Source organism: Emticicia fluvialis (assembly GCF_024793945.1).
Lineage (GTDB): Bacteria > Bacteroidota > Bacteroidia > Cytophagales > Spirosomataceae > Emticicia > Emticicia fluvialis.
On sequence record NZ_JANUSD010000006.1, the window covers coordinates 79,396 to 100,339 of the forward strand.

A 20,944-nucleotide genomic window follows, 5' to 3' on the forward strand; every position below is an offset into this window, starting at 1 on the left:
TGGAGTAAATTAATGTTTTACTTCTTAGAAAAATGCAATATCTGAAACATAGAAAGTTTGCCGATGTTGAGCTTTTCCGTTTTGGTTATGCTCCTATCGGCAAACCCTGGTTTAATGTGTACTGTTTTGTTTTTGACCACGTATTAATTGATACCGCCCAGGCGCACTGCCGAGAAAAAGTAAAAGCCACATTTAAGGACAAAAGAATTGAAAAAATTTTGCTGACGCATTTTCATGAAGACCACTCAGGTAATGTAGCTGCGCTGGCCATTGAGCATCAGGCTGAGGTATTTGCCCACGCAACAACCCAAGAAAAAATAAAAAAAGGCTTCGGTCTGCATCCTTATGAGAAAGTGCTTTTCGGGCATATTACACCTTATGAAAGCCATATACACCACTTCCCTGCCATTATTGAAACGCCAAACCACCAATTAGTACCTATTTATACACCGGGGCATTCAGACGACCACACGGTTTTTCTTGAACCCAACAAAGGCTGGCTGTTTTCAGGCGACTTGTTTGTGGGTATCCGGATCAGGGTTTTCAGAAAAGGCGAGAAATTCTGGCAGCAGGTAGCGTCTATGAAAAATATACTTCAATACAATTTTGATGTACTTTTTTGTGGGCACCACCCCCGGTTAAAAGATGGTAAACAGCAATTACAGGCCAAATTACAGTATTTTGAAGACTTTGGCGGGCATGCACGCAGCCTGCACCAAAAGGGTTTGCCGGTTAAAGACATCATGCGAACCATGAAACTGCGTGAAAATCATCTGATGCGGCTTTTGCTATCCAACGACGTATCCGTCAGATACATGGTAGAAGCTGCTTTGAAAGACGAATAAGCAGATCAAGCATAACAACCTGTTTAGTAACACATTAGCATACAGAACCTCTAATCTTTAGACCTATGAACCGCAGAAATTTTGTACAAACCACAGGCCTTACTCTTGGGGCATTTGCTCTTTCTGGCAAAGAATTACTGGCCAATATTCTGGCGCAGAATCCGTATAAACTGAAAGATTTACGCGGTGGCGTAGGTGTTTTTACTGAACGCGGTGGCACTATAGCTTATCTGGTTACGCCTAAAGGCCTGGCCGTGGTAGACTCTCAATTCCCTGAGCAGTCGAATCACCTGATTGGTGAGCTGAAAAAAATATCAGAGAAACCAATACAACTGCTTATCAATACCCATCATCATGGCGACCATTCGGGCGGCAACATTGCTTTCAAAGGCATTGCTGAACATGTAGTTGCCCATAGTAATTCACTAAAAAATCAGAAATTAGCCGCAGAAAAGGCCAAAACTGAAGACAAACAGTTATATCCTGACATAACCTTTACCGACACCTGGAAACAAAAAGTTGGTAAAGAGACCATTAAAGCCCATTATTTTGGACCCGGACATACCAATGGCGACAGCATTATACATTTTGAGCAAGCCAATGTGGCTCACATGGGCGATTTGCTTTTTAACCGCCGATACCCTTTTGTAGACCGTGCTGCCGGGGCATCTGTTAAAAGCTGGCTTACCGTGCTTGACAAAACGCTGTCAACTTTTGATAACCAAACGCTTTTTGTTTTCGGCCATGCGTTCGACCCTGAAAAAATAACCGGTAATAAAGAAGACATCAAGGTGTTTCAGGACTACCTGGCAAAGCTATGGAGTTTTGTAGAAGGCGAAGTAAAAGCCGGTAAAACGAAAGAAGAAGTTTTAAAGACCACGGCTATTCCGGGCGTAACCCAAATGCAGGGCGATGGCATCCAGAGAAGCATTCAGGCCACCTACGAAGAGATTGCAGGGGTATAAAAAATCTTTGAATTAGCCTAAAGCTAACTTAGAAAAGTGCAAAAAAATGGAAATTCTGAAATTTTATTTTAAAAAATTTGGAATTAAAAAATCCTTTCGCCTACATTTGTATAGAATACGATTCGCACTTAGCGAATTTTCGCAAATAGAGAAGTTTATTCATGAGCCAACATAGAGTCATTATCGTTCTAATTATTCACCTGCTCGCCTAGCGAGTGTGAAGGAGGACGCATGACCATAGCCTGACGACCTTCTTCACACAGTGAAGAAGGTTTTTTTATGAACAAAATATTATTTAAGACTTAAATCACCCCATTCAATTTCAATGACCACTCTCAATAAATACAGTCGAACGCTAACACAGGAAGTAACAAACCCTGCCGCACAAGCCATGCTATATGCCATTGGCCTTACAGAAGAAGACATGGAAAAACCCCAGATTGGTATAGCCAGTACCGGTTATGAGGGCAACCCCTGTAACATTCACCTGAACGGGCTTTCGGTGCATGTAAAAAAAGGCGTGCAGGAAAACGGAATGGTTGGGCTGATTTTTAATACGATTGGTGTTTCAGACGGAATGACCAACGGAAACGACGGCATGAGTTACTCATTACCCAGCCGCGATATCATTGCCGATTCAATTGAAGACGTGGTGTCGGCTCAATGGTATGATGGTGTAATTGCCGTTGTAGGTTGCGATAAAAACATGCCGGGCGCCATGATGGCCATGGCACGCCTAAACCGCCCTGCCATATTGGTTTATGGCGGCACCGTGAAGTCAGGTTATTACCACGGACAGAAGCTGGACATCGTTTCGGCTTTTGAGGCATTGGGTAAAAAGTTTGCCAATAATATATCTGACGAAGATTATAAAGGCGTTATCCAGAACTCAATTCCGGGCCAGGGTGCCTGTGGTGGTATGTACACAGCCAACACGATGGCGTCATCTATTGAGGCAATGGGCATGAGCTTACCAAACAGCTCATCATACCCGGCCACACACGAAGGCAAAAAGGCAGAATGCCTTGCCATTGGTGCCGCCATGAAAGTGCTTCTTGAAAAACAGATACTACCGCGTGACATCATGACACGCAAGGCATTTGAAAATGCACTTACAGTAGTAATGGCATTAGGTGGTTCTACCAACGCGGTGTTACACTACCTCGCCATTGCCTCTTCGGCAGGTGTAGAATTTACATTAGATGACATTCAGGCCATTTCAGACCGCACACCTTTATTGGGCGACCTGAAACCTTCAGGTAAATATTATATGGAAGACATGCACCCCATTGGTGGTGTGCCGGCAGTAATGAAGTATCTATTACAAAACGGTTTGTTGCACGGCGACTGCATCACCATAACGGGCAAAACCGTTGCCGAAAACCTGCAGGATGTACCAGACCTTGATTTCAGCACACAAAGTATAATTCGCCCGGTTACCAGTCCGCTTAAAGCCACTGGCCACTTACAGATTTTGTACGGAAACCTGGCCGAAAAAGGTGCGGTAGCAAAAATAACCGGAAAAGAAGGCGAAAAATTTGAAGGTATCGCCAAAGTATGTGAGCGTGAAGAAGAAGTAATTGAGTACTTGAGCAAAGGCGAAATAAAAGCAGGGCATGTAGTGGTAATCCGCAATGAAGGCCCGAAAGGCGGGCCGGGTATGCCAGAAATGCTTAAGCCAACCTCAGCAGTAATGGGTGCCGGACTCGGCGATTCAGTAGCCATGATTACCGATGGCCGTTTCTCGGGTGGTACACACGGTTTTGTAGTAGGCCACGTAACACCGGAGGCATTTGATGGCGGCACAATTGCCTTGGTAAAAGATGGCGACAAAATTACTATTGATGCCATTGACAACAAGCTGATTCTGCACGTGTCAGACGAAGAACTGGCCGAACGCAGGGCAGCCTGGCAACCGAAAGAATCAACATTTAAAAGAGGAGTACTTAGAAAATACATCAAAAATGTAAGTTCGGCTAGCGAAGGTTGCGTAACTGACCTGTAACTGACAAAGCCGGTAAACCGGAACAGCGGCTTCAGCAATATTTGCAAAAGATAACCGGCGAAAAGACTTACAACAATATAAGGATACATTAAAAACCACTCTGACATGGGAAATTTATTAGAAGTAGAAGCCAAGCAGGAGGTATTAACTTTACCCCTTGAAGAGCCCCAAAAGAGAGAATATCTTACAGGTGCACAAGCCATGATGGAGTGCCTGCTGGCCGAAGGCGTAGAAACCATTTTCGGATACCCCGGTGGCGCTATTATGCCTACTTATGATGCCCTCTATGACTATATAGACCGTCTTAACCATATACTTGTCCGTCATGAGCAGGGTGCCGGCCATGCCGCGCAGGGTTATGCGCGTGTCAGTGGTCGCCCCGGTATTTGTCTGGTAACATCTGGCCCGGGTGGCACAAACCTGATAACACCCATAGCAGACGCCATTATTGACTGCACCCCATTGGTTTGTATTGTAGGCCAGGTTAAATCTACTTTATTGGGTACAGATGCATTTCAGGAAACTGACATGATTGGCGTAACCACGCCAGTTTGCAAGTGGAATTACCAGATCACCAGCCCTGATGAAGTACCAGAGGTAATGGCCAAAGCATTTTACATTGCCCAGGCTGGCAAGCCCGGCCCGGTTGTGATAGATTTCACCCGCGACGCACAGGCAGGTAAAATGACAGACAAGTTCAGTTACCAAAAGGTAAATAAACTGGTAACGTATCGCCCTCGCATTGTGCCTAAGCAAGAGCAGATTGAAAAAGCCGCCGAGCTGATTAACAAGGCTAAACGCCCCTATATATTGTTTGGCCACGGTGTATTAATTGCTGATGCCGTACAAGAGCTGCTTGAGTTTATTGAAAAAACAGATATGCCTTGCGCCAGCACCTTATTAGGTTTGTCTGCCGTACCGATTGACCACCCCAATTATATGGGCTGGCTGGGTATGCATGGCATGTATGCACCTAATGTAATGACAGACCAGTGCGATGTGTTGATTGCCATCGGGATGCGCTTTGATGACCGCGTAACCGGCGATGCAACAAGGTTTGCCAAACAGGCGCGAATCATTCATATAGAAATAGACCCTTCTGAAATAGAGAAAATAAAGAAAACCGAGGCGCCTGTAGTTGGCGATGCCAAAGAAGCATTGAAAATGCTGATGCCGCTGGTTAAGAGAGGAGAATTTACTGCCTGGAAAAACGAATTCAGGAAACTGGATGCCAGAGAACACCAGAAAGTAACGCTTCGCGATTTGAAAGGTGAAGGTAAGATAAAAATGGCAGAAGTGGTTGCCATGTTGTCTGACAAAACCAAAGGTGAAGCCTGTATTGTGGTAGACGTTGGCCAGCACCAGATGGTAACGGCACGGTATTACCAGTTCCGGAAGCCTAATTCTTATATTGCATCCGGCGGATTAGGTACTATGGGATTTGCTATTCCGGCTTCATTCGGCGCCAAAATGGGAGCGCCTGAACGCGAAGTGGTAGGCATTATTGGCGATGGCTGTTTTCAGATGACCATCCAGGAGCTGGGAACCATTGCGCAAAGCGGGCTGGCAGTTAAAATGATTATCCTGAACAACAATTATCTGGGTATGGTACGCCAATGGCAGCAATTGTTCTTCGACAACCGTTACTCATTCGTTGAATTAAAGAATCCAGATTTCATTACCATAGCCAAAGGATTTGGCATTGAAGGCCATACCTGTGCTGAAAGAGAAAACCTCAGCGAGTCGCTTGACAGGCTACTGCAGTCAGACAAAGCCTATCTGCTGGAGGTATTGGTAGAAAAAGAGGAAAACGTATTCCCGATGGTTCCGGCAGGCACAAGCGTGTCTGAAATACGACTGGAGTAATAGTGAATGGCTAATGACGAATGAGCGAATCAAACCGTTTGTCATTCAAATTATTCGCTAATCCGCTAATTCACTAATTCCTGATTATTAATGACAACATACACTATTTGCGTATTTACCGAAAATAGCATCGGATTACTCAACAAAATCACAATAATTTTTACCAGAAGAAGAATCAACATTGAATCTTTGACTGTTTCTGAAACCGAACGAAAGGGTATCTCACGCTTTACGATTGTCATCAAACATGACAAACGTGAAGAGGTAGAAAAGCTGGTACGCCAGATTCGTAAGGTTGTAGAAGTTTTAGCTGTTTTCGGTTATCTGAATGAAGACATCGTTTACAATGAAATCGCCCTCTTTAAGATTTCAACCCCTATTGATGGCAAGGTAATAGATGTTGAAAACATCAATAAGGTTTATAAGGCCTGGGTAGTTTACTGGGGGCTTGATTACGTTGTGATTGAAAAAACCGGTACAGAAAGAGAAATATTTGATTTCTTCCGGTATATCAAACCACATGGTATTATAGAGTTCGTTCGCTCAGGAAGAGTAGCGGTAGGCAAAACCCCGCAGGGGCTGATTGAATACCTGCCCGAAGAAATTACAGAATGGGAGTATTATTTATAGTAGTATCATATTTTTATCGCATAAACACAAAACAAAAACAATAAAATGGCAAAGTTAAATTTTGGCGGTGTTGAAGAAGAAGTAGTAACCCGCGAAGAGTACCCTCTTGAAAAAGCAAGAGAGTTTTTGAAAAACCAAACCATCGCAGTAATTGGCTACGGAGTGCAGGGGCCTGGTCAGGCAATGAATATGCGTGACAATGGCTTCAACGTAATTGTTGGACAACGCCCCGGCAAAACATACGACAAAGCAGTTGCAGATGGTTGGGTACCGGGCAAAACACTTTTCAACATTGAAGATGCATTGAAAAAAGGTACTGTTATCTGTTTCCTTTTGTCTGATGCAGCTCAAATTCAATTATGGCCAACCGTTAAACAACACCTTAAAAAAGGTAAAACTTTGTACTTCTCTCACGGTTTCGGCATCACTTACAGCAAAAAAACGGGCATCAAACCTCCGAAGAGTGTTGACGTCGTATTGGTTGCCCCTAAAGGCTCTGGTACTTCGCTTCGTCGCCTGTTTGTAGAAGGTAAAGGTTTGAACTCAAGCTTTGCCGTGTATCAGGATGCCTCAGGCCATGCCCGCGAAACAGCCATTGCCATGGGTATCGGTGTAGGTTCAGGATACCTGTTTGAAACTGACTTCTACCGCGAAGTAACTTCTGACCTTACAGGTGAAAGAGGTACTTTGATGGGCGCTATTCAGGGTATCTTTGCGGCTCAGTACGAAGTACTACGTGAAAACGGCCACTCGCCTTCTGAAGCTTTCAACGAAACTGTAGAAGAGTTAACACAATCATTGATGCCATTGGTAGCAGAAAACGGTATGGACTGGATGTACGCCAACTGTTCAACAACTGCTCAACGCGGTGCGCTTGACTGGTGGAAGCCTTTCCGCGATGCCAGCAAACCGGTGTTCAAAAAACTATATAACAGTGTAAAAACACAAAAAGAAGCCGCTCAGTCTATTGAACGTAACTCTCAGCCAGACTACCGTGAAAAACTGGAAGTTGAATTGGCCGAACTACGTGATTCAGAAATGTGGCAGGCAGGCGCTACTGTACGTAGCCTGAGACCTGAAAGAAACTAATTCTTGCATTAAATAGAATTAAATCATTCAATGAGTAGGTATTTTGCCTACTCATTTTATTTTTTATTACATTTGGCAAAAAATTCTTTCGGGTATTTATCTACCGCCCGAATGGGTTCTTATAATTATTTCAGGTTAAAAACAGATTTAACCAATGACCAGCATCAACAAAACAGTGCCAGAAAAACAACTGACTCTTCCGGATATTGACAATATGTATGTAGCAGCCGAAAGGCTGGAAGACGTAGCTACGCACACACCTTTAATGCATAATCTGAATCTGTCTGAACGTTACGGAGCCAATGTGTATCTGAAACGTGAAGATTTACAGGTAGTGCGTTCTTATAAAATCAGGGGCGCTTACAACAAAATGGCCAGCCTGCCAAAAGAGCAACTAGATAAGGGTGTGGTATGCGCCAGCGCGGGTAATCATGCCCAGGGCCTGGCATACGCCTGCCGTAAACTGGGTGTAAAAGGCACCATTTTTATGCCTACCACTACCCCTGCTCAGAAAATAAAGCAGGTAGGTATGTTTGGCAAAGAGTTTGTAAAAATAGAGCTGGTGGGTGATACCTACGACGACGCCTACTTTGCTGCCAAAAACTTTTGTGAAGAGCAGAAAGCCACGTTCATCCATCCGTTTGATGACCTGCAGGTAATTGAAGGACAGGGAACCGTAGGCCTTGAAATATTTAAAGATGCCAATTTCAAGATAGACTACCTCATTTTTGCCATTGGTGGTGGCGGACTGGCCTCAGGGGTTTCTACGGTTTTTAAACAACTGTCGCCACGAACAAAGCTGATAGCGGTTGAACCGGAGGGCTCTCCTACCATGAAAAAATCGTTGGAAGCAGGCCACGTTGTAACACTGGAAGAAATCAATAAATTTGTTGACGGCGCCGCCGTAAAAAGAGCAGGAGACCTGACCTTTGAGGTGTGCAAACAAAACCTTAATCATGAAATTATCCTGATTCCGGAAGGGAAAGTGTGTTCAACCATTCTGGAACTGTATAATGAAGAAGCCATAGTTGCCGAACCCGCAGGTGCTTTGTCGGTTTCAGCCCTTGATTTTCTGAAAGATGAAATCAAAGGCAAAAACGTCGTGTGCATTATAGGAGGTGGTAATAATGATATTACCCGTACTGAAGAAATCAAAGAACGGTCGCTGCTATATGAAGGGCTTAAACATTATTTCATTATCCGTTTTCCTCAGCGCGCCGGTGCGTTTAAAGAATTTCTGAACGATGTACTGGGCCCTACAGACGACATCGTATATTTTGAATACTCGAAGAAAACTTCTCGCGAGCGCGGCCCAGCACTGGTGGGTATAGAGTTGAAACAGAAATCAGACTACCAGCCTTTGATTCAGCGTTTGGAAGAACACAATATACCATTTGAATACATCAATAAAAAGCCTGATTTGTTTGAGTTTTTGATATGACCGTAGGACAAACTGACATAACGTCTTACCTTTGCACCCAACGAAACCACCATTTTTGAATGTATTGGATATTTCTGTTCCTCTTTTTGGGTTTTATATGGCAAATCCATCGAAATTCAGTTTATATCTCTGAAAGCCTGAGTGATTACTCCCTGAAACTGTTTCTTGGGCTGGTGTCGTGCATTATTCCTACTGGCTTTATCTTATCTGAGTTCAATCTTATTAACCAGCCCTGGGCCTGGGGGGTGTCTGTCAATTTGATTGCCCTGTTGTTTTATGTTGTTTTCAGGCAGGTTAGTAATCCGCAGAACTTTACTCTGGCTAAAGGATTCAGCCAGTTAAACAACAAAGCAAAAACTGCGTGGGCAGGTCTTTCGTTTGCAAATAAGATTTCATTTGGCGTACTTTCATTTGCAGCGGTGGCTACGGCAGTTCTTAATCTTGTTATTTTCTTTGTTACCTACCCCAATGAATGGGATAGCATGACAGGCCATCTGGTAAAATGCGCACTTTACCTGCAAAACGGCAACATGAACAGGTTGCAAGGCACCACCTGGACCATCGATTTTTATCCTAATTCTCTGCCAACTTTGCAGATGTTTTTCTTCCATTTGCTAGGCGAAAAAGGATTTAAAGTAATACACTATCTGTCATACTGGATATTTGGCTTGTCAGCTTATGCCCTGGCGTTTAAAATCTCTAAAAACTTTGTTGCTTCTGTTTTTACCGGGTTGGTAACACTTTTATTACCAACGGCATTGATACAGGCCACCACTACCGAATCGGACATCGTACTTACAGCTTATCTGGGTATTCTGGCTTATTGCTTATTTGCATTCAGGCAAAAACCAACACCGCTTAACATACTATTGATCAGCCTGATAGCCGGTGTCTGGATAGGCCATAAAGTTACCTTTCTTTTAATAGCACCTGCTGCCTTTGCAGTGGCAGTTTACACGGTATTAATCAAAAAAGAATTCTATAAGAATATCAATCTGTTTCTGATTAGCTTTATGCTTAGTGTAGGTATATATGCGCTCCCGACAGGATACATCGGCAACATAAAAGAAGTTGGCCGGTTTAGCCTGGGCAGCCTCTCTGCCCCGCCGATAGTGATGAAATGGCATGGGATAGAAGATTACAGCACAAAAGATAAAGTAAAAAACATGGCTCTGAATGCCGGGCGTTACTCTTCTGATTTCCTGAATTTAGATGGCTTGCGCAGCACGCCTGCTGGCAAACGGGTCAATGATGTATTCAGAGTAATACCAGACAAAATGCTTGGCCGGCTGCATCTTGAAGGAGAAAGATTTACTGTAGTATCTTATTTTTCTTTCGACCACCCCATCCGATTCTATATCGAACGCCCTTACTGGGGAATCATCAGTTTTGGTATGGTGCTTCCTGCATTGGTTATTTTACTGTTTAGATTTATAGGCCGTTACCGCGCCATCACCCCGCTTGAGAAAGGCTTAGGAATTTTAGCAATTGCTGCCCTGTTGCATTTTTTATCATTATGTTACTCAGCACCCTACGACCCCATCAAGGCGCGTTATTTTCTAAACATGGCTGTGTGGTGTATGCCCTTACTTGTTGTGTTCTATTTATTTAGCATAAAACGCAAGCTATGGCAGTACTGGCAAGTGGTATGTTGTATTTTAATAGCGGTTTCGGCCATTTGCACCATATTGTATACAAGGATTCATCCGGTATTCGGAGAGAAAAACATCTTCAATATGAGCAGGATGGAACAGCTGACGGTTGCCCGACCAGACATTTATGAAGCCTACCAGAAGTTTGATGAAATAGTACCCAAAGATGCCGTGGTTGCCTTAGGTACGCAGCAGGAGCATGAAGATTTTGAGTATCCGCTATGGGGAAAAGACTTTAAACGCAGGTTAATACCTATACACCCTTTCCGCAGCAGACTGAAACCGATTCCGGCCGAGGCTGAATATCTGTTCTACTCGGAAGGAGTATTGCCATTTGAGGAAGGAGACATTGAATTGAGTAAAAAAGATGAGCACAATGATACACCTGTTAAAGAAAGTTCGTTTTTTCTTAGAAAATTAAAAACTAAAGCCACTGACAAGCCATGACAATCGGAATCATGCAACCTTATATTTTTCCATACATTGGTTATTTTCAGTTAATCAATGCGGTTGATAAATTTATTGTGTATGACGACGTGGCCTATATCAATAAGGGTTGGATTAACCGCAACAATATATTAGTGGCGGGCAAGGCATCACTCTTTACACTGCCCTTGGTTAATGCCAGCCAGAATCGACTCATCAGAGATATAGCAGTTGATAACCTGCAGGCATGGTCAAAGAAATTTCTAAGAACCATCGAGCAATCATACAAAAAAGCGCCTTTTTATAACGAAACATTTGCGATTCTGGCAGAAGTTTTTCAGTCAGAACCGGCAAATATTGCCGAGTTATGCACCAAAAGTCTGAAAACAACCAGCAGTTATTTAGGCATTAAAACCGAATTTGTAGAAAGTTCGGTTGTTTATAACAATCAGCATCTGAAAGCACAGGAGCGGATTCTTGATATCTGCAAGCAGGAAAACGCCGGCCATTACATTAACCCGATTGGAGGAATGGCCATCTACGACAAGCAATTATTTGCTGATAATAAAATCTTACTTAATTTTATCAAGGCAAAGCCGATTCAGTACAATCAGTTTAAAAATGAATTTGTGCCCTGGCTTTCTATGATTGATACCCTGATGTTTTGCCCGGCAGATGCAATTCAGCAATATTTAAAAGAATTTGAGTTGGTTTAAAATAAAAACACCAAAATGGCAAAAGTAGTAGTTTTCGGTACAGAATTAGTGGCAGAACTGGCCCATTATTATCTCACGCATGACTCAGAACATGAGATAGTAGCCTTCACAAAAAACAGAGATTACATAAAAGAAGGTGAAACTACTTTCTGTGGTATTCAGCTGGTAGCATTTGAAGATGTGCCTGCTTTGTTCCCGCCTACAGAATACAAGTTCTTTGCCCCCTTGAGCGAACGTAAAATGAATCAGATCCGGGCTAAAATCTACGGAGAAATAAAAGCACTGGGCTATGATTGTATCTCTTACATCAGCTCTAAAGCCACAGTTCTAACCGACCAGATTGGAGAAAACTGCTTTATACTGGAAGATAACACCATTCAGCCTTTTGTAAAAATAGGCAATAATGTAGTGCTTTGGAGCGGTAACCACATCGGTCATCATGGCGAAATCAGAGACCACGTCTATTTCACTTCCCACGTGGTGTTATCGGGTAGATGTCTGGTCGGAGAATACTCATTCTTTGGTGTCAACGCTACCATCCGCGACGGCTGCACCATAGGCGAAGGAACACTGATAGCCATGGGTGCCAACCTAACCAAAACCAAAACTGAACCTTGGAGTATCTGGAAAGGGAATCCGGCCGTAAAAGCTGAGGTTTCCAGTAAGGATATAAATTTGTAAATACTATTTAGTGCCATTTACTTGTTGGCCTAACTAACAGGTTTTTACAGATAAACCGCCCAATAGAATAAACCGGATAAACATGGTTTTTTCATTAAAAATCTTGAACTTTGACGCTTTAAATCAGAATATACATCGATAATGACTCAATTTTTTGACCAGCTTATTTGCCCGAAAACCAGAACCAGACTTGTTGTATCGGCCGACGGCAAAACCCTTCATAATACCTCTCAGGAAGAACCTATCTCTTATGATATAAACAACATTGTTGATCTGGTTTATCCGAAAGAACTCTTCGAACAAGACCGCAAAGAACAGGTAGCCTATAACGATGCACATTTGCGTTACGACCGTGGGGTTTCCTGGGTTTTTCAATCTTTACATGCCAATGAAGCCGCAACTCGAAAACTGATGATTGGCTTGTTGAAGTTGAAACCCGGCATGAAAGTTCTGGAAGTAGGCGCTGGTACAGGAAAAGATTCAGCCTTTATTATTGATAAAATCACTCCGGGTGGTCATGCCGTTTTATCTGACCTTTCTCCTGCCATGCTTGGTCATGCCAAAGAAAAGTTTGCTGATAAAAAAGATGTTAAAATTGACTATTTCATCGGTAACGGTTCTTATCTACCGTTTGAAGATAACTTCTTTGATGCCGTTTTTCATTTTGGTGGCATCAATACCTTTGCCGAAAGAGCCAAGGCATTTGAAGAGTTTAACCGTGTAGTTAAAATTGGTGGCAGAGTGGTTGTAGGTGACGAAAGCGTAGGTGCCTGGCTGAGAGACCAGAAAACCTATCAGATTCTGATGGATGCTAACCCCATGTTTGCCGACCAGGTGCCATTGCAGGATCTACCTAAAAATGTAAAAGATGTAAAACTGCAATGGATTTTTGGTAATGGGTATTACGTTTTGGAGTTCAAAAAAACCAAAAAAGCCCCAACCGTAAACGTAAACCTACAGATACCGGGTAAAGATATTAAAGATAACTGGAGAATAAGGGCTGAGAGGAATAGGAAGAACACCCCCCGCCCCTAAAGGGGAGTTAAAACAAAAAGCCATCGATATCATTGCACATGAAAGAGAATATGTTTTATGGGGCAGGCAGCATTATCTTTGAAAGGGCAGCAAAGTTAAGAGCGAATTCCACACCAATGGAGGAGCATCTGTGGCATTATCTGTCAAAAAGCCAATTAGGTTTGCGTTTCAAAAGACAGCACCCAATTGGCAATTACATAGCCGATTTTTATTGCCATTCTGTCAAGTTGGTTATTGAAATTGATGGTAGTATTCATAAAACTACTGAACAGAAGTTAATAGATAAAGAAAAGGACGAATTCTATCAATCGGTTGGGATTACCGTGCTAAGAGTTACCAATAAAGTTTTAAGTAATTCCACCGAAGAAATATTAAATAAAATCAAAGGAATGCTAAATACTAAATATTCGAGCACCCCTTTAGGGGCGGGGGGGCATATCTGGCAAAAAAAAGGAGTAATATACAAACCTGACGGAACATTGGCTCATAGCCGTTCGCATGCGCAGGTGCCGTATGCTTATAAACATAATGACTTTTTAAGAGTTTACTTTTCATCAAGAGATGATCACGGCCAATCACGCCCGACATTTATTGATGTAGATTATGATGACCCTACAAAGATTCTCTATGTGCACGACACTTTCGTTCTTGATTTAGGCGGGCCGGGCGAATATGACGAAACCGGAGCCATGCCTTCATGGTTTGTGCCGCAATCCAATGGTGATATCTGGTTATATTATACCGGCTGGAACCGTACCCATAATTCATACCGGCTGTCAATGGGTTTGTCGGTTAGTACTGATGGTGGCATAACGTTCAAGAAAATGTTCCGCGGGCCTATTATGGACCGCTCTATACATAACCCTATCTGGGCAGCACAGCCATCGGTAATGTATGTAAATGGCCGCTGGATGATGTGGTACATTTCTGGTCAGAAGTGCGAGTATATTCACGGGTATCCCGAACCCTATTACGACTGCCGCGTGGCAGTTTCAGATGATGGCATTAAATGGGAACCAACCGGCGATGTGGCCTTGCCTTTTGATGATTTTCTGCATGCCGTTGGCCGCCCGAGTGTATTTTTTGAAGATGGTATTTTTAAAATGTACTACTCTTATCGCCACACCCGCGATTATCGCACAGACCGTAACCAAGGCTATCGCTTAGGCTATGCTGAGTCAAAAGACGGCTTTCAATGGGAACGCAAAGATAATCTGGTAGGTATTCATAAATCTGAAAACCCTGCTGATTTTGACTACCAGATGATAGATTACGCATATTGCTACGAACACAATAACAAAAAATATCTGTTATATAATGGCAATGGTTTCGGGGCTGCAGGTTTTGGCTATGCCGTTCGGGAAAAATAATTATTTACTGATGAGCATCATTTTTGGAGCTTACCCCAGCATCTAATTTTGCCCTGTTGTTTTATTTTTGATGTTTAAAGCGAAGGTTACCATGAAAGAACAATTCAATAAAGAAGGTTATATAATAATCAAGAATTTCTTTAATAAAGAAGAAATAGCACTTATATATACCGAAGCCCGTAAACTCTTTGCCATACAAATAGAAAGAGTATTGGGTAAAAAAGTAGATATCAATAACAAAGATGAGTTTGAGCAGGCCATGTTTGATTTTTTTGAGGCCGATTTCACCACTTTTGTTAATACGGGTAAGCAGGTGCAACATCTGATTTCTCTTCACCGGCTGGGTACTGACCCCAAAATTGTTGATTTGTTAAAGTCAATCGGTTACGACTTCCCAATTATCGGTGTTCGCCCGGCCATGCAGTTCAACAGCCGTTATTTGTCAAAAGGTGGCAGCCACTGGAAACTGGGTGCGCATCAGGACTGGCGCACAGGCCAGGGTTCTCTTGACAGCATAGTGATGTGGTTCCCTTTGGTAGACTGTGGAGAAGCCCTTGGTTCATTGCAAATTTTGCCTGCCAGCCATAAAGATGGTTTGCTGAAAGCAGATACCTCCGGCTATCTGGGTAGTATACAGGAAGACCTGCCCGAAGAACAATATGTACAAACTGAATTTGAAGTAGGCGACCTGCTGGTTTTCTCTGCTTTTCTGGTCCACCGCTCGGGCGAAAACGTTACAAAAAATATTCGCTGGTCGGTTCAGTTGCGTTATAATAACATTGCAGAGGGTACATTCCAGGAGAGAGGCTTCCCGATGCCGTATATCTATAAGCCGGAAGCTGATTTGGTTACGCCGAATTTTCCGGAAAAGCAACATCTGGAAACAGTTTTCGCTTAAAGGCATACAACCGGCGGTAAGATTAATACCGTTTAATCATTTTCAGTGTTATTTTTGAAGAATAACCGCTAAAAATCGTTCTTGAAAAGGAGCGATTTTTTTTATTAATGTCTCCTTTATTCTGATATTAAATTTCATAAAAACCGTTTGCCTATTTCTGAAAATTATCAGATATTTCATACATTTGTTTTACAATCGTGCTTTTATAATAAAACCATAAATTCTACCGGAATGGCAACTAATACTTTTCGCCACCGTCCTGCTCCGTCTGTGCCCAAGGCTGCGCCTAAGGCCGGGCTGTTCGATAATATCAATTCATGGCTTAAAAATCGGCTGCATTTAGGAGACGCGCTTCCTACCGAAACGCTCAAACGTATTGTATGGCTGGGTGCATTGGGTATTTTTTATATCTATATTCAGCATAGCTATGAAGGTTTTATAAAAAAAATTGAGAAGACCCGCCTGGATATGGAAGAAAGACGCGCCGAGTATATATCGCAGAAATCGCGTTACATGTATGCCAGCAAGCAGTCAGAAATTGCCAGGAAACTATCAGACAAAGGTTTGGAAGACAACATAACGCCGCCAAACAAAATAGTAGTAAAAGAATAACAGGCCGATTACAACCATCAATAAAGTCATGTCAGCTAAGCCCTCTATCCGTGAAGAAATTCAATGGCGAGCCAAACTTACGTTTGGTTTGGTATTTGTAATTGGTACATTGATAGCCGCTCAGATATTTGTGGTACAGAATTTCCAGAAAAAAAAATGGATGGATAAAGTTGCCAAAGTGCAACGCAAACCCATGAAAATAAAAGCTACCCGCGGCAATATTTATGCTGCAGATGGCAGTAGCCTTCTGGCCACCTCTGTTCCCCGATACAGGGTAGGTATAGATGTAACCCGCGCCAAGCCCAAATACCTGAACGCCCAGCTTGATTCTCTTACCCATTTAATGGCCGGTTTTTTTCAGGACCGCACCTCAAGGCAGTATCGTGAACTAATAATGAATGCCCGCAAAGGGGGCAAAGTACACTTTGTTGTTTTGGGTGACCGACTGGTAGATTTTACGGAAATGGAAAAAATAAAAAAATTTCCGTTTTTTCGTGAAGGGCCTATGAAAGGCGGTGGCAAGTTTGAGCAACTCAACCGGCGGGTAATGCCTTTTGATGACATGGCCCTGAGGTCTATTGGTAAACTAGACCGCGATACCCAAACCAAAGGAGATTTCGGTATCGAGTTCAGCTTTAATAATTATCTGGCCGGACGAGACGGCGTAGGCCTTTTTCAGCGTTTGGCAGGGGGCGTATGGAAACCGGTTGAAGACTCTCCGGATGTACGTCCGGAATCAGGCCAGGACGTAGTAACTACCATAGACATTAATTTTCAGGACATTGTAGAGAGTTCATTACGCAATCAGGTGATGAGTACCAATGCCAAGTATGGTTCAGCCATTGTAATGGAAGTAGCCACAGGGCAAATCAAGGCCATTACCAACCTATCGCGCAGAAATAAAAACGACCAGACTTATTACACAGAAGACTTTAATTATGCCGTTAAAGGAGGTACCGACCCGGGTTCTACATTTAAACTGGCAACTATGGTGGCCATTCTTGAAAAAAGTCATTTAAACCCCAATGATTTTGGTGCAACCTGCGATGGGTCTGTCAGACATAACAATATTGAACTAACCTGCGACGCCAAACATGGCAGCCAGACGGTGCAACAGATTTTTGAAAATTCTTGTAATGTAGGCATTTATAATCTTGTAAAGCAGCATTTTGGGTTTTCAAGAGCTAATAATTTTGTTGCCTACCTGAGCAGGCTGAAGCTGGATAAACCGGTAGGGTTTCAGTTAAGAGGCGAAACCGACCCGATTATTAAAGACAGTAAAAGCTCAACTTTCAGCTCTACAACAATACCCTGGATGGCCATAGGCTATGAAAGCCGCCTTACCCCCCTGCAAATGCTTACATTTTATAATGCCATTGCTAACGGAGGCAAATGGGTACAACCCTATATAGTAAAAGAAATACGAGAAGCAGACAGAGTTCTTGAACGGTTTGAGGGAAAAAAAGACGGACAGATTTGCTCTGACCGCACGATTAAAATAGTGCACCAGATGATGAAAGGCGTGGTTGAAAACGGAACAGCCCAAAACATTAACACGGGTTTTTGTAAAGTGGCAGGTAAAACAGGTACTTCTCAAAAAAGAGAAAACGGATACGTTAAAGGGCAGTATTATACCGCTTTCATAGGCTTTTTCCCGGCAGACAACCCCAGATACAGCTGTGCTGTGATTATTGACGAGCCACAGGGTATTAACGTTCATGCCCGTGACGTGGCTGCTCCGGTGTTTCGTACTATTGCCGACAAAATTTTCGCCTATGACGTTGCCATGCACCCTCCTAAAAACAAAAATGCGAACGTACAGAAGATAACATCGCACGAGCAAAGCGGATACGCCGAGGATTTCAGAGCAGTAAGCGAGACCCTTGGGCTTGAAAATGTGCCTGCCAGCGCCGGATGGACAAAGGCCGTAAAAAATGGCAGCAACATTACCTGGCGCAAAATCAATGAAAATGAGGACATCCCCAATGTATCGGGCATGACCCTGCGAGACGCCATTTATCTTTTAGAAAACAAAGGCTTTAAAGTACAATATACAGGGTTGGGCAAAGTAGCCGACTATGCCATTATCCAACCAAAGGTGGTGTCATTAATACTTCAGTAATCTATATTAAAAACCCCGGCTTACAAGGCAGGGGTTTTTAATATCTTCTGGATAATTTTCTCAGCATGTATTCTTGAGTTTTCAATGAAAAGGCTGTGGGTGTCCATCCCTCCGCATATTACCCCGGCCAGATACACATTTTTCATATTGGTTTCCATTGTGTCATCATTATACTCAGGTTTCATGATTTCATCTGCCGAAAGGTTAATACCTATTTTTTTCAGAAACGGCAGGTTAGGCTGGTAACCAGTCATAGAAATCACCCAGTCATTCTCAATGGTTACAATTCCATCAGGAGTTCTGATATCTACCTCATACTCACGTATTTCTGCTACCTCTGCATTAAAAAACGCCTTTACTGACCCCTCCTTAATTCTGTTTTCAATATCCGGCTTTGCCCAATACTTTACTCTTTTACCTATCTCATCCTTCCTGATAACCATTGTTACCTCCGCTCCCTTCCTCCAGGTTTCCAAAGCGGCATCAACGGCCGAATTATTAGCACCAATTACCAGCACTTTCTGAAATGCATAAAAATGCGGGTCTTTATAATAATGCGTTACCTTTGGTAACTCTTCGCCTTTTACCCCCAGCTTTTGCGGAATATCGTAAAAACCGGACGCAATAATAATATGCTCGGTTTCATAAGTATTTTTTTTACTGATTACCATGTAAGTGCTTCTGCCTGCACCGGGTACTACCTCCTGCACCTCTTCAAAAAGTTTTATATTCAGCTTTTTATGCGCAGCCACCCGTCTGTAATATTCCAGCGCTTCGCTACGGGTAGGTTTGGCATTGTTTGATACAAATGGCACCTCTCCTATCTCGAGCCGCTCAGAGGTGCTGAAAAAAGTCATGTTTGCCGGATAATTATATAAAGAATTAACCAGACAGCCTTTTTCCAGAATCAGGTACTTCAAACCTGCCTTTTGCGCCTCTAATCCACAAGCCAGCCCAATAGGGCCACCACCAATAATTATTAAATCGTACTGTAAAGGGTTCATGTATGGTAAGCTAAATTTGTATGTACTGTGTATTCTTAACAAAGTTTTAATTAAAAAACGTTCTTTTCAATAATAAGTATGCTATTTTTGAACTTACTTTCGTTAGTACAGGCGGAGCTAATCTGGTCTTTTGGTGTAGCTGGCGATTATGGAACCTATCAACCCGAAATTTACGTTTGCAAAAAAGGATATTTTAAGACCGAATAACCTATATTATCTATAAAAATTATTAAATTTTCTAATGGCAGTTTTAACAATGATCGGGCAACTTTTGCTTGCCTTAACTATTCTGGTCGGATTACATGAATTTGGACACTTCATCTTCGCTCGTATTTTTGGTATTAGAGTAAATAAGTTCTATATATTTTTCGACTTCCTTTTCCCGCTTCCGAATGTGCTCAATTTTGCTTTATGGAAAAAGAAAAAAGGTGACACCGAGTATGGGCTGGGCTGGTTTCCGCTGGGTGGCTATGTAGATATAGCAGGTATGATTGACGAAACCAAAGATGCATCGCAGCTATCGGCTGTACCAGAGCCTTATGAGTTTCGTTCAAAACCGGCATGGCAACGTTTATTTGTTATGTTGGGTGGTATTATTGTTAATATTATTCTGGGTATTCTTATTTTCTGGGGGGTAAAGTACGTTTGGGGAGATGAATACTATTCAAAAGCTGAAGTTAACAAACTGGGTATTTATGCCCACCCGCTTGCACAGGAGATAGGCCTTAAAACCGGCGACAGAATTATTAAAATAAACAATCAGGACTTTACCGATTTCAGCGAGGCACGTGCCGCTTTAATGCAGGAGAACACCTACTTTACAGTTGACAGAGGCGGGGTAATTAAAGAGATTCCGGTTCCGAATGAGCTGATAGATAAAGTTGCCAGTAAGGTGCCTTTTATTGAGCCTATTATGCCGTTTACGGTTGGGCAAATTATGAAAGACTCGCCCGCTGAAAAAGCAGGATTGAAAGAAGGAGACAGAATTGTAAAGCTGGACAGCACCCCTATTACTTTCTTTCAGCAGCTACAGAACGAACTGAAAAAAGTACCCGGCAAAAAAGTGGAGCTAACAGTTGAAAGAAACAAACAACTGGTTAAACTGACCCCAACGGTTTCTAAAGAATCTACGCTTGGGTTCGGAGCCATTTCAGACCTTACAGCCAGCACCCAGAAATACAATTTCGGAGAGGCATTTGGCGAAGGAGCCAGAGAAGCGTTATCGGTTATACCTAATCAGGTAAAAGGCTTTGGCCGTATATTTAAAGGGCATATTTCTGCAGGTAATGCGGTAAGCGGCCCGGTTGGTCTTGCACGTTACTTTGGTGGCTATTGGGACTGGCAAAGATTCTGGGGCCTTACAGGCCTGCTTTCTATGGGGCTGGCATTTATGAACGCCCTACCCATACCTGCTCTTGACGGTGGGCATGTAATTGTATTGTTATACGAAATGATTACCCGCCGTAAGCCGTCTGAAAAGTTTATGGAACGCACGCAACAGGTTGGTACATTCATTCTGCTAACCCTGATGGTGCTTGTACTCTTCAACGATACTTTCAAGGCATTGTTTAAATAAAATCATTCAGC

Annotated in this window: 17 protein-coding genes and 1 pseudogene; 17 read left to right on the top strand and 1 reads right to left on the bottom strand. The window is 42.8% G+C overall.

The annotated features are described in order from the left end of the window. Positions 1-32 precede the first annotated feature (32 nt). The 16 genes and pseudogenes from NZ848_RS08630 (at position 33) to NZ848_RS08705 (ending at position 18,353) form a co-directional block, all read left to right on the top strand. Positions 33-845, top strand: coding sequence for an MBL fold metallo-hydrolase (locus tag NZ848_RS08630; RefSeq protein ID WP_259015155.1), 813 nt, complete (start codon positions 33-35; stop codon positions 843-845). Between the two features lie 65 nt (positions 846-910). Then, positions 911-1,810: an MBL fold metallo-hydrolase gene (locus tag NZ848_RS08635; RefSeq protein ID WP_259015156.1), complete on the top strand. Its 900-nt coding sequence runs from the start codon at positions 911-913 to the stop codon at positions 1,808-1,810. 325 nt (positions 1,811-2,135) lie between these two features. Then, the gene (ilvD, locus tag NZ848_RS08640) at positions 2,136-3,815 is read left to right on the top strand and encodes a dihydroxy-acid dehydratase (RefSeq protein ID WP_259015157.1); all 1,680 of its coding nucleotides are present in this window, start codon (positions 2,136-2,138) and stop codon (positions 3,813-3,815) included. A gap of 105 nt (positions 3,816-3,920) precedes the next feature. Then, positions 3,921-5,681: a biosynthetic-type acetolactate synthase large subunit gene (gene ilvB / locus NZ848_RS08645; RefSeq protein WP_253529924.1), complete on the top strand. Its 1,761-nt coding sequence runs from the start codon at positions 3,921-3,923 to the stop codon at positions 5,679-5,681. Positions 5,682-5,771: 90 nt separating this feature from the next. Continuing rightward, positions 5,772-6,311, top strand: a complete 540-nt coding sequence (ilvN, locus tag NZ848_RS08650) for an acetolactate synthase small subunit (protein ID WP_101724340.1) — start codon at positions 5,772-5,774, stop codon at positions 6,309-6,311. Positions 6,312-6,356: 45 nt separating this feature from the next. Further along, positions 6,357-7,400, top strand: coding sequence for a ketol-acid reductoisomerase (gene ilvC / locus NZ848_RS08655; protein ID WP_101724341.1), 1,044 nt, complete (start codon positions 6,357-6,359; stop codon positions 7,398-7,400). A 154-nt stretch (positions 7,401-7,554) separates the two neighbouring features. After that, entirely contained in the window at positions 7,555-8,841 is a 1,287-nt protein-coding gene (gene ilvA, locus NZ848_RS08660) for a threonine ammonia-lyase (protein WP_253529926.1), read from the top strand. A gap of 59 nt (positions 8,842-8,900) precedes the next feature. Next, positions 8,901-10,940 carry a hypothetical protein gene (locus NZ848_RS08665; RefSeq protein WP_259015158.1) on the top strand — a complete coding sequence of 680 codons (2,040 nt, stop codon included), beginning with the start codon at positions 8,901-8,903 and terminating at the stop codon, positions 10,938-10,940. After that, positions 10,937-11,635 (top strand): WbqC family protein, encoded by a 699-nt coding sequence (locus NZ848_RS08670; RefSeq protein WP_259015159.1) that lies wholly within the window; start codon positions 10,937-10,939, stop codon positions 11,633-11,635. The genes NZ848_RS08665 and NZ848_RS08670 overlap by 4 nt, the downstream gene beginning before the upstream one ends. A 15-nt stretch (positions 11,636-11,650) precedes the next feature. After that, positions 11,651-12,316, top strand: coding sequence for an acetyltransferase (locus NZ848_RS08675; RefSeq protein WP_259015160.1), 666 nt, complete (start codon positions 11,651-11,653; stop codon positions 12,314-12,316). 141 nt (positions 12,317-12,457) lie between these two features. Beyond that, on the top strand, positions 12,458-13,351 hold the full coding sequence (locus NZ848_RS08680) for a class I SAM-dependent methyltransferase (protein ID WP_259015161.1): 894 nt from the start codon (positions 12,458-12,460) through the stop codon (positions 13,349-13,351). A gap of 50 nt (positions 13,352-13,401) precedes the next feature. Beyond that, positions 13,402-13,734, top strand: a pseudogene (locus NZ848_RS08685) (endonuclease domain-containing protein); the annotation flags it as partial. Positions 13,735-13,788: 54 nt separating this feature from the next. After that, positions 13,789-14,721, top strand: a complete 933-nt coding sequence (locus tag NZ848_RS08690) for a sialidase family protein (protein ID WP_259015287.1) — start codon at positions 13,789-13,791, stop codon at positions 14,719-14,721. A 91-nt stretch (positions 14,722-14,812) separates the two neighbouring features. Then, positions 14,813-15,619 carry a phytanoyl-CoA dioxygenase family protein gene (locus NZ848_RS08695; protein ID WP_259015162.1) on the top strand — a complete coding sequence of 269 codons (807 nt, stop codon included), beginning with the start codon at positions 14,813-14,815 and terminating at the stop codon, positions 15,617-15,619. 231 nt (positions 15,620-15,850) lie between these two features. Further along, the gene (locus tag NZ848_RS08700; protein ID WP_143705979.1) at positions 15,851-16,231 is read left to right on the top strand and encodes an FtsL-like putative cell division protein; all 381 of its coding nucleotides are present in this window, start codon (positions 15,851-15,853) and stop codon (positions 16,229-16,231) included. A 28-nt stretch (positions 16,232-16,259) separates the two neighbouring features. Beyond that, a complete protein-coding gene (locus NZ848_RS08705; protein WP_259015163.1) occupies positions 16,260-18,353 on the top strand; it encodes a penicillin-binding transpeptidase domain-containing protein in 2,094 nt (697 codons plus the stop codon). Between the two features lie 20 nt (positions 18,354-18,373). On the opposite strand, the gene NZ848_RS08710 is transcribed toward NZ848_RS08705, so the two are convergent. Further along, positions 18,374-19,357: a YpdA family putative bacillithiol disulfide reductase gene (locus NZ848_RS08710; protein WP_259015165.1), complete on the bottom strand. Its 984-nt coding sequence runs from the start codon at positions 19,355-19,357 to the stop codon at positions 18,374-18,376. Positions 19,358-19,598: 241 nt separating this feature from the next. Between NZ848_RS08710 and rseP the strand changes: the two genes are divergently transcribed. Next, positions 19,599-20,933, top strand: a complete 1,335-nt coding sequence (rseP, locus tag NZ848_RS08715; protein ID WP_253529941.1) for an RIP metalloprotease RseP — start codon at positions 19,599-19,601, stop codon at positions 20,931-20,933. Positions 20,934-20,944 lie beyond the last annotated feature (11 nt).

What these genes read in the sequence shown, in the direction of transcription:
- NZ848_RS08630 (WP_259015155.1), top strand. Translation starts at nt 33, where the DNA reads ATGCAATATCTGAAACATAGAAAGTTTGCCGATGTTGAGCTTTTCCGT.
- NZ848_RS08635 (WP_259015156.1), top strand. Translation starts at nt 911, where the DNA reads ATGAACCGCAGAAATTTTGTACAAACCACAGGCCTTACTCTTGGGGCA.
- ilvD (WP_259015157.1), top strand. Translation starts at nt 2,136, where the DNA reads ATGACCACTCTCAATAAATACAGTCGAACGCTAACACAGGAAGTAACA.
- ilvB (WP_253529924.1), top strand. Translation starts at nt 3,921, where the DNA reads ATGGGAAATTTATTAGAAGTAGAAGCCAAGCAGGAGGTATTAACTTTA.
- ilvN (WP_101724340.1), top strand. Translation starts at nt 5,772, where the DNA reads ATGACAACATACACTATTTGCGTATTTACCGAAAATAGCATCGGATTA.
- ilvC (WP_101724341.1), top strand. Translation starts at nt 6,357, where the DNA reads ATGGCAAAGTTAAATTTTGGCGGTGTTGAAGAAGAAGTAGTAACCCGC.
- ilvA (WP_253529926.1), top strand. Translation starts at nt 7,555, where the DNA reads ATGACCAGCATCAACAAAACAGTGCCAGAAAAACAACTGACTCTTCCG.
- NZ848_RS08665 (WP_259015158.1), top strand. Translation starts at nt 8,901, where the DNA reads ATGTATTGGATATTTCTGTTCCTCTTTTTGGGTTTTATATGGCAAATC.
- NZ848_RS08670 (WP_259015159.1), top strand. Translation starts at nt 10,937, where the DNA reads ATGACAATCGGAATCATGCAACCTTATATTTTTCCATACATTGGTTAT.
- NZ848_RS08675 (WP_259015160.1), top strand. Translation starts at nt 11,651, where the DNA reads ATGGCAAAAGTAGTAGTTTTCGGTACAGAATTAGTGGCAGAACTGGCC.
- NZ848_RS08680 (WP_259015161.1), top strand. Translation starts at nt 12,458, where the DNA reads ATGACTCAATTTTTTGACCAGCTTATTTGCCCGAAAACCAGAACCAGA.
- NZ848_RS08695 (WP_259015162.1), top strand. Translation starts at nt 14,813, where the DNA reads ATGAAAGAACAATTCAATAAAGAAGGTTATATAATAATCAAGAATTTC.
- NZ848_RS08700 (WP_143705979.1), top strand. Translation starts at nt 15,851, where the DNA reads ATGGCAACTAATACTTTTCGCCACCGTCCTGCTCCGTCTGTGCCCAAG.
- NZ848_RS08705 (WP_259015163.1), top strand. Translation starts at nt 16,260, where the DNA reads ATGTCAGCTAAGCCCTCTATCCGTGAAGAAATTCAATGGCGAGCCAAA.
- NZ848_RS08710 (WP_259015165.1), bottom strand. Translation starts at nt 19,357, where the DNA reads ATGAACCCTTTACAGTACGATTTAATAATTATTGGTGGTGGCCCTATT.
- rseP (WP_253529941.1), top strand. Translation starts at nt 19,599, where the DNA reads ATGGCAGTTTTAACAATGATCGGGCAACTTTTGCTTGCCTTAACTATT.